6 protein-coding genes and 1 tRNA gene are annotated in these 8,424 nt (G+C 62.7%); 6 read left to right on the top strand and 1 reads right to left on the bottom strand.

Annotated elements, in window-relative coordinates; translation table 11 throughout:
- Positions 1-335 precede the first annotated feature (335 nt).
- The gene (locus tag PYV00_RS10800; protein ID WP_342803807.1) at positions 336-896 is read left to right on the top strand and encodes a type IV toxin-antitoxin system AbiEi family antitoxin domain-containing protein; all 561 of its coding nucleotides are present in this window, start codon (positions 336-338) and stop codon (positions 894-896) included.
- Positions 889-1,758, top strand: coding sequence for a nucleotidyl transferase AbiEii/AbiGii toxin family protein (locus PYV00_RS10795; RefSeq protein ID WP_275228281.1), 870 nt, complete (start codon positions 889-891; stop codon positions 1,756-1,758). Before PYV00_RS10800 ends, PYV00_RS10795 begins: the two co-directional genes overlap by 8 nt.
- A gap of 147 nt (positions 1,759-1,905) precedes the next feature.
- Here PYV00_RS10795 and rtcR read toward each other — a convergent pair whose 3' ends face one another.
- Positions 1,906-3,498: an RNA repair transcriptional activator RtcR gene (gene rtcR, locus PYV00_RS10790; RefSeq protein ID WP_275228280.1), complete on the bottom strand. Its 1,593-nt coding sequence runs from the start codon at positions 3,496-3,498 to the stop codon at positions 1,906-1,908.
- A 244-nt stretch (positions 3,499-3,742) separates the two neighbouring features.
- Between rtcR and PYV00_RS10785 the strand changes: the two genes are divergently transcribed.
- The 4 genes from PYV00_RS10785 to rtcA all read left to right on the top strand — a co-directional run bounded on the left by PYV00_RS10785 (position 3,743) and on the right by rtcA (position 8,403).
- Positions 3,743-3,820, top strand: a tRNA-Pro gene (locus tag PYV00_RS10785).
- A gap of 17 nt (positions 3,821-3,837) precedes the next feature.
- Positions 3,838-5,385, top strand: a complete 1,548-nt coding sequence (locus tag PYV00_RS10780) for a vWA domain-containing protein (protein WP_275228279.1) — start codon at positions 3,838-3,840, stop codon at positions 5,383-5,385.
- A 727-nt stretch (positions 5,386-6,112) separates the two neighbouring features.
- Positions 6,113-7,339, top strand: coding sequence for an RtcB family protein (locus PYV00_RS10775; protein ID WP_275228278.1), 1,227 nt, complete (start codon positions 6,113-6,115; stop codon positions 7,337-7,339).
- A 38-nt stretch (positions 7,340-7,377) separates the two neighbouring features.
- Positions 7,378-8,403, top strand: coding sequence for an RNA 3'-terminal phosphate cyclase (gene rtcA, locus PYV00_RS10770; protein ID WP_275228277.1), 1,026 nt, complete (start codon positions 7,378-7,380; stop codon positions 8,401-8,403).
- Positions 8,404-8,424: the final 21 nt, after the last annotated feature.

Raw genomic sequence — 8,424 nt, 5'->3', positions numbered from 1 at the left:
GTCTGCTCCATACCTGCCCGCCTCACGCTCATCGCGTCACCGAAACGGGTAAATCAGGGTGTCCAGTTGCCTCTTACCTGAGCGCACCAGCGATACCCTTGACAACACTCACAAGGAAGGCTTCAGCCCCTCCACATGATCCTACCGGCGTCAGCCGGTCAGTCATTCAGGAGGTTCAAAGCTGAGCGGGCTGTGCGTCGCGATGCCCTCGCTGCAACCGGATGACATGTGACGAAACCTCTGATAAAGATGCGATCCATCAGAGGATTCGTCACATGGCCTCGAGGCCCATCTCGCAACGGACAAAGCTTCGCAGTCTATTTACCGCCCATACAATGAGGCGCGCGGGAGAGCTGCGTGCCGCCGGCATCGGCCCGCAAACGATAGCGCGGGCCGTCGAGGAAGGTGAACTCGAGCGCATCTCGCGTGGCCTGTATCAACGGCGCGGCTCAGAGATTGAAGAGCACCAAATACTGGCTGAAGCTGCGATCCGGGTCCCCAAGGGCGTCATTGCCCTGACCTCGGCGCTGGCCTTTCACGGCCTGACCGATCAAATGCCGAGACGGATATGGATGGCGATCGGCGCGAGCAATTGGTCGCCAGTGCAATCCTATCCGCCACTGCGGATCGTGCGCTTCACCGACCCCTATCTTCGCCAGGGCGTCGAGCATCATAAGATCGCCGGCGTTAACGTACCTATCTATTCGATCCCCAAAACGCTCGCCGATGCGTTCCGCAATCCCAAGCTGGTCGATCGCTCGGTCGCAGTCGAGGGCCTGCGTGCAGCAATCGAACAACGCAAGGCGACGCCGAGCGCAATCGCCGAAGGGGCCAAGGCTGGCGGTGCATGGAAGACCATGCGCCCTTATCTCGAGGCCCTCACCGCCAATGGCTAGATCGCCCGCCAACCTCGCCAAGTCGGTCAAGGATCGCCTGCTCAATATTTCGCGAAGCGAAGGCCGCGCTTTCGACGTTCTGCTGGTCCGCTTCGCGCTTGAGCGCCTCCTCTATCGGCTGTCGGTCTCGGAATATCGCGAGCGATTCGTGCTCAAGGGCGGAATGCTGGTCACGGCGTGGATCGACGACGACAATCGAGTCACGCGAGATGCCGACTTCCTGGGCTATGGCGACGCCAATCCCGACAAGCTGGTCGCCGACTTCCGGGCAATCATGCAAATTGAAGGAGACGACGGCCTTGTGTTCGACGCCGATGCGTTGGTTGCCAGAGCGATCCGCGAGGAAATGGAATACGGCGGCGTCAGACTCAAGACGGCGGCCTATCTCGAGCGCACGCGAATACCCGTGACGATCGACATCGGCTTCGGCGATGCGCTGGCGGATGCCGCTCAACAACTCGACTACCCGACGCTGCTCGATCTCCCTGTCCCGCACATTAGATCCTACCCGCCGGCGACGGTCATTGCCGAGAAGTTCCAGGCGATGGTTGCGCTCGGTGTGCTCAATGGCCGGATGAAGGACTATTATGACCTATGGGCCATCCCCAGGAATCTGGAGATCGCCTCCGAGGATCTGGATGTGGCCATCCGCGCGACTTTCGAGCGGCGCGGAACACCTATCCCTACCGAACGGCCGCCCGGGCTTTCAGCCGAGATGATGGAGGAAGAAACGAAGCAGCTCCAATGGCGTGCTTATGCCGCTTCCATCGAACTCGAAGGCCTTGGCCTGAATTCCATCATTGATGCGGTGTGGAATCTTGTAGGGCCGTCGTGCAAACGGCTGACGGCAAAGACTGGCTGACCAACCTTCGCAGCCGACTTGATCCTACCGCCATGGAGCCGACGCGCCCATTTTGACGACGGAAAGCCTTCTATAGATCAAATCATGGGATATTTTGATCGATAGCTAGCCGGGCTATCGATCACGCGCCAAGGCATGAATGCCTCGTCAGCCTACCTTTACCGCTCCCCAGTCCAGTCCAAAGCGCGCGAGATATTTGCGCAGACGATCGGCATCGTTGGAACTGCTGCGTCGGGCGCGTGATGCATTAAACAGGGTTCGCCCCGCCTCTGACAACGAGCGACTGGCGCGGCAGACCCGAAGCGCCTCGGCAAGCTGAACGCGATCGAACAAGTCCATCTCGACAATCGCCTGCTCGTCGAGCACATCCGTGAGGATGCCGGCACCATTGTCCACCTGGCCCGACCAGAGTCGGCGGAGGCGCCCAATTTCCGCTTCCACGCAATCGAGATCGATCCGGCCCTTGGGGCTCAGCGTCGCCATGCGCATGATGCTGGCAGCCAGGTCGCGAAAATTGCCGGGCCATGCCGCTTCCGGCCCATTTGCGAAAGCAAGGTAGCGCTGTCGGGCTTCCTTGTTGAAACTGGCCCGATCGCCTTCGCGCTCGGCAAACCGGTCGAGCTCATAATCGAGATTGGGCTCTATATCCTCGCGCCGGTCGGCCAGGCCCGGCAGGCGGAACGTCCAAAGATTGAGACGCGCATAAAGATCGTCGCGAAACGCACCCGCCGCGACAGCCTCGCCCAAATCGGTGTTGGTGCCTGCGATCAGCTGGAAGTCACTCGACACTTCCTTATCGGCGCCGACCGGCAGGAAGCGCTTGTCCTCGATCGCCCGCAGGATCATCGCCTGCTCGTCGAGCCCAAGTTCGCCGATCTCGTCGAGGAACAACATACCTTTGTCGGCCGCACGCAGCAGGCCCGGGCGATCGGCGACCGCGCCGGTGAAGGCCCCTTTGCGATGCCCGAACAGCGCCGACATCGCACTGTCGCCTTTCAGTGTCGCACAGTTCACCTCGACGAACGGCCCAGCAACCTGATGCTTCAGCTTCTTCAGCTCGAAGATGCGCCGCGCGAGCAAGCTCTTGCCCGCGCCGGTCGGCCCCATCAGCAGGATCGGAGCTTTTGAGCGCAAAGCAACTTGTTCGATCTCGTCGATCATACGGTTGAAAGCAGAGTTGCGCGTATCGATGCCGGATTTCAGGAATGACGTGCTTTCCGCGCTAGCGACGGCGAAGCGGGTCGCGATGCTGTCGTAGCGCGAGAGGTCGAGGTCGATCGTGTTCCAGACGCCCGCGGGATTTAGCGTGCCGCGCTCGGGCTGCGTCTGAAGCAGTCTCCCGGGCAGGTAACGTGCCTCGGTCAGCAGGAAGAGGCAGATCTGCGCGACGTGCGTGCCGGTCGTGATGTGGACCAGATAGTCCTCCGCCTCGGGATCGAGCGGTTCCGCGCGGGCGAAGTCCAGCAGTTTCCCATAGACTTCCTCGAAATCCCACGGGTCGCGAAAGTCGAGCAGGCGCATCTCGACGTGCGTCTCTGGGGAGACCGAGGCGATGTCCTCGGCCACATACTCAGCGAGGCGACGGTGTGCTGTACCGTGCAGCAACAGCAGGCGATCGACCCGCAGGTCCTCGTGCATGGTCAGCCCTACCGTCGGACGCCACTTGTTCCAGCGCGAGGGGCCGAACTTGCTCGCGTCGAGCATCGATCCCAAAAATCCAATGACCGTCAGAGTTTTCATTTCTATCCCATAGGATAAGTCTGTATATTCTGCGATCGTAAAGTTGATGACGCTTCACAATTCGCGAACCCGTGCGTCTGATTCTATCTCGTTTTGAATCAAATTCTTATGAGATTTATGGCTGCTGCTCGCCGCAGTTGGCACACCTCCTGCTGTATGATTGGCGTCGGTCGAGGCGGATTACTCAACCGGCGCAGCGGAGACAGGGGCGGCTGGAATGGGCCAGCCGCCCCAAGGAATTTAACAGGGTGTAGCTCAGCCCGCGCAGAGCGCTCGCCTTGGGAGCGAGAGGCCGCAGGTTCAAATCCTGCCGCCCTGACCAATTGAAGGAGTTGGACGATGGCCAACAAGGGACTTTTTGCTAGCGCCGTGGCGAAGCTTTTGCCGCGTGCTGACACCGTGAACCGCGAGGGCGCGCCGGCCTATGCCTATGCGCCGGAAGCCAGGCTGGCGCAGTTGGCGGCGACCGGTACGCTAGCCGACAATTTTTACGGCGCGGCGGAAACGCAACTCACCGACGTGCTGGAGGCCGCCAATGCGGTCGACCCGTATTTCGTGGCGCAGGCTGCGATCTATGCCCGCAAGTCGGGGACGATGAAGGACATGCCGGCGTTGCTGGCTGCGTTTCTCACCGTCGCCGACCCTGATCTGGCGGTGCCGGTCTTCGGACGGGTGATCGACAACGGGCGGATGCTGCGCAATTTCGTGCAGATGATGCGCTCGGGCCAGGTCGGGCGGACGTCGCTCGGCTCGCGGCCGAAGCGGCTGGTTCAGCAGTGGCTGGAGCAGGCGTCGATGCCGCAGCTAATGGCGGCGGCGACCGGCAAGGATCCGTCGCTGGCGGACATCGTCAAGATGGTCCACCCGCGTCCGGCCGATGCCACGCGCAAGGCTTTCTATGGCTGGTTGATCGGGCGTCCCTATGACGTTGCCGCCCTTCCGGCCGAGATCGCTGCGTTCGAGGCGTGGAAGCAAGATAGTTCGTTTCCACTGCCGCCGGTGCCGTTCGAATGGCTCACCGCTTTTCCGCTGACTGCGGAGAATTGGGCGGAGCTGGCGACGCGGATCGGGTGGCAGGCGCTGCGGACGAACCTCAACACGCTGGCGCGCAACGGCGCGTTCGACGTGGCGGGAGTTACCGAGGCGGTTGCCGCACGACTGGTGGATCGCGATGCGCTGCGCGCTGTCCGGCCGATGCCCTACCAGTTGATGGTGGCATTGGGTCAGGTCGGTGCCGGCGTGCCGCTCAAGGTCCAGGCGGCACTTGAGGAGGCGCTGGAGCTGTCGCTCCGCGGCGTGCCGAAAGTGTCGGGCCGGATCGTTGTCTGCCCCGACGTGTCGGGATCGATGTCGTCGCCGGCGACGGGCTACCGCAAGGGCGCCTCGTCGACGGTCCGGTGCATCGATGTCGCGGCCTTGGTCGCGGCGGCCATGCTGCGGAGCAACCGCGATGCGCGTGTGCTGCCGTTCGAGCAGGATGTCATCGACCTCAAGCTCGAGGCCTATGCTCGCCTCGCCGTGAATGCGGCGAAGCTGGCGGCAGTCGGCGGCGGTGGGACGAATGTCTCGGCACCGCTCGCGCGGCTCAATGCGGAGAAGGCGGCGGTCGACCTGGTCGTCATAGTCTCCGACAATGAGTCGTGGGTCGATGCCAACCGGCGTGGTTCGACGGCGACGATGGTGGAGTGGAACAAGCTGAAGCGCCGTAACCCGGCCGCCAAGCTCGTCTGCATCGACATCCAGCCATACGGCACCACGCAGGCGGCTGCCCGTGCGGACATTCTCAATGTCGGAGGGTTCTCCGACGCGGTATTCGACACGATTGCGCGCTTCGTCGCTGGCGAGACGCGGGATTGGGTCGAGTTGATCAAGCAAGTGGAGGTTTAGCGAAACAGGGCCGCGGCGAATGCCGACGGGATTACATTGCTCCAAGGGGAAACCCGAAAGTCCAGAGTAGAGTGCCCGGGAAGCAGCGATGCGGATCGGGAGATGGGGTTCGAGTCCCCCCGTTGCAGCGGTAGCTCAAGGACAGTCTCGTCATTCTTGTCGCCACGGCCCCCATTCAACATCACGGCGAATGCCAGTGGAACTACATGGACTTCAGTGTCGGCGGTTCGATTCCGCCCCTGGCTTCGGCCGGGTAGCTCAGTTGGATAGAGCATGAGGCTGTTTCACGACCAACTCGTCGCCGTGGACGAGATCAGCATGGCGAATGCCTGACGGACTACATCGACTTCTAATCGCCAGGTCGCGGGTTCGAGCCCCGCCGGGTCTTCCATGGACCCGTAGCTCAGTTGGTAGAGCGGGAACGTTCGTCAAACACCTGGTCGCCATGGGCCAATTCACAGCTGGCGAATGCCGGCGGGACTACATCGGGAAAGGCCGAAAGGCCGAGCGGTTCGAATCCGCCCCGGAGCAATCCGGGATGTCCCGCCTACCCTCGTCGCCAGCACCAGACTCAACGTCGGCGAATGCCGGTGGGACTACAGGTCAGAGCGCCTGCCGCAAGGCAGGAGGTCGGCGGTCCAACTCCGCCTCCGGTTCGCCGGATAGCTCAGGGAAATGTCTCGCCACGTTTCGTCGCCGGCACCATGATGAAGCAAGGGAGGTCACGATGACCGAAGCAATGTTCGACTACCAGCATGTCGAGGGCGGCGTGCCGATCAAGATGTGGACGCGTGGCGTGTCGGTCGAGGACGGCGCGCGGGCTCAGCTCATGCGGGCGGCGCAGATGCCGTTCGTGTTCAAGCACGTGGCCGCGATGCCAGACGTCCATGTCGGCATCGGCGCGACCGTGGGTTCGGTGATCCCGACCAAGGGCGCGGTCATTCCGGCGGCGGTGGGCGTCGACATCGGCTGCGGCATGATGGCGGCACGTACCTCGCTTGTTGCGAGCGACCTCCCGGATAACCTGGAAGCCATCCGCTCGGCGATCGAACAGGCTGTGCCGCATGGTCGGTCGGTCGGTCGCGGTCAGCGCGATCACGGTTCGTGGGGCAGCCCCCCGCCGGCGATCGTCGAGGCGTGGGCGACCCTCGTCCAGCGCTTCGAACGGCTCACCGACAAGCATCCGCGGCTCAAGAACACGAACAACCTCGTGCACTTGGGGACGCTCGGCACCGGTAACCACTTCATCGAGCTCTGCCTCGATGAGGAACAGCGGGTGTGGGTGATGCTGCACTCGGGCTCGCGCGGTGTGGGCAATGCGATCGGCACGTTCTTCATTGAACTGGCCAAGCAGGACATGCGCAAGTGGTACATCAATCTGCCCGACGAGGACCTCGCCTACTTCCCGGAAGGGACCGACCATTTCGATGACTATGTCGAGGCGGTCGGCTGGGCGCAGGACTTCGCCGCGCTCAACCGGCGCATGATGATGACCAACGTTATCGCCGCGCTCCGGGGGCAGATTGCGAAGCCGTTCGACGCGGAAATGGAGGCGGTCAACTGCCACCATAACTACGTCCAGCGCGAGAACCATTTCGGCCAGAATGTCCTGGTCACCCGCAAGGGCGCCGTGCGCGCCGCCAAGGGTGTGATGGGCATCATCCCGGGCTCGATGGGCGCCAAGTCGTTCATCGTCCGCGGGCTGGGCAACCCGGAATCGTTTGACAGCTGTTCGCATGGCGCCGGTCGGGTGATGAGCCGGACTGCCGCCAAGAAGCTGGTGACGCTCGACGAACACATCGCCGATACGGCGGGTGTCGAGTGCCGCAAGGACGAAGGCGTGATCGATGAGACGCCGAAGGCATACAAGCCGATCGAGGCCGTAATGGCCGCGCAGTCGGACCTGGTCGAGATCGTCCACACGTTGAAGCAGGTGGTGTGCGTCAAGGGCTAGCGCTCGTGGCGCGCACCGCCATCCAAAAGAGAAATACCATGATCGAGATCGACGGTTCGGAAGGCGAAGGTGGAGGGCAGGTCGTGCGCAATGCGTGCGCGCTGTCGCTCGTCACCGGTCAGCCGTTCCGTATCACGAATGTGCGCGGCAAGCGTTCTAAGCCGGGGTTGATGCGCCAGCATGTGACCGCGATCGAAGCCGCGTGCCGGCTCGGCGGCGCTCATTGCGAAGGGCTGACAGTGGGGTCGTCCGAAATCACCTTTGAACCGGGCCGTGTGCAGCCCGGCGAATATCATTTCGCCGTCGGCACCGCAGGCAGCACCGGTCTCGTATTTCAGACTGTGCTGATGCCGCTGGTGTTGACGGATGCGCCGTCGCGCCTGGTGCTCGAGGGTGGCACGCACAATATGCTCGCGCCGCCGTTCGACTTCATCGCGAAGAACTTCGTGCCGATCATCGAACGGATGGGACCACGCATCTCCGTGCGTCTGGTTCGCCACGGCTTCTACCCCCGCGGTGGCGGCCGGATCGAGGTAGATATCACGCCGGCGCCGCTCAAGCCGATCGAATGCGTTGAACGCGGTGCCTTGCTCTCGCGCTCTGCGACCGCCGTGTTTGCTGGGTTGCCGTTCGACATCGCTGATCGGGAGATCAAAACCGCACGGAAGTTCCTGTCCGATTGGCCGGACAACGCATTCGCCGTCCGCGAACTCCCGGCCGAGCAAGGTCCGGGTACGATCCTATTGCTGGAAGCGGCGTTCGAGCACGTCACCGAAGTGGTCAGCGGTTTCGGCAAGCTCGGCGTCTCGGCGGAATCGCTCGCCAAGACGTCGGCGCAACGGATGGCGGGCTATGTCGCAAGCGACGCGTTTGCCGGGCCGTATCTGGCGGACCAGCTGTTGCTACCGTTCGCCCTCGCTGGCGGTGGTAGTTTTACGACGGTCAAGCCGAGCCAGCATTCGCTGACCGCGCGCGATGTGATCGAGCGATTTACCGGCCAGCGCTGGGTGTTCGAGCAGCAGCCGAACGGCTGCCATCTCGTTCGCAAGGCCGGTGCGCGATAGGCGACTTCTGGCGCACGCCGG

The sequence above is a fragment of the Novosphingobium album (ex Liu et al. 2023) genome, assembly GCF_029076845.1.
Lineage (GTDB): Bacteria > Pseudomonadota > Alphaproteobacteria > Sphingomonadales > Sphingomonadaceae > Novosphingobium.
The sequence above is the reverse complement of the archived record's forward strand: the minus strand, read 5'-3'. Positions and strand labels throughout refer to the sequence as shown.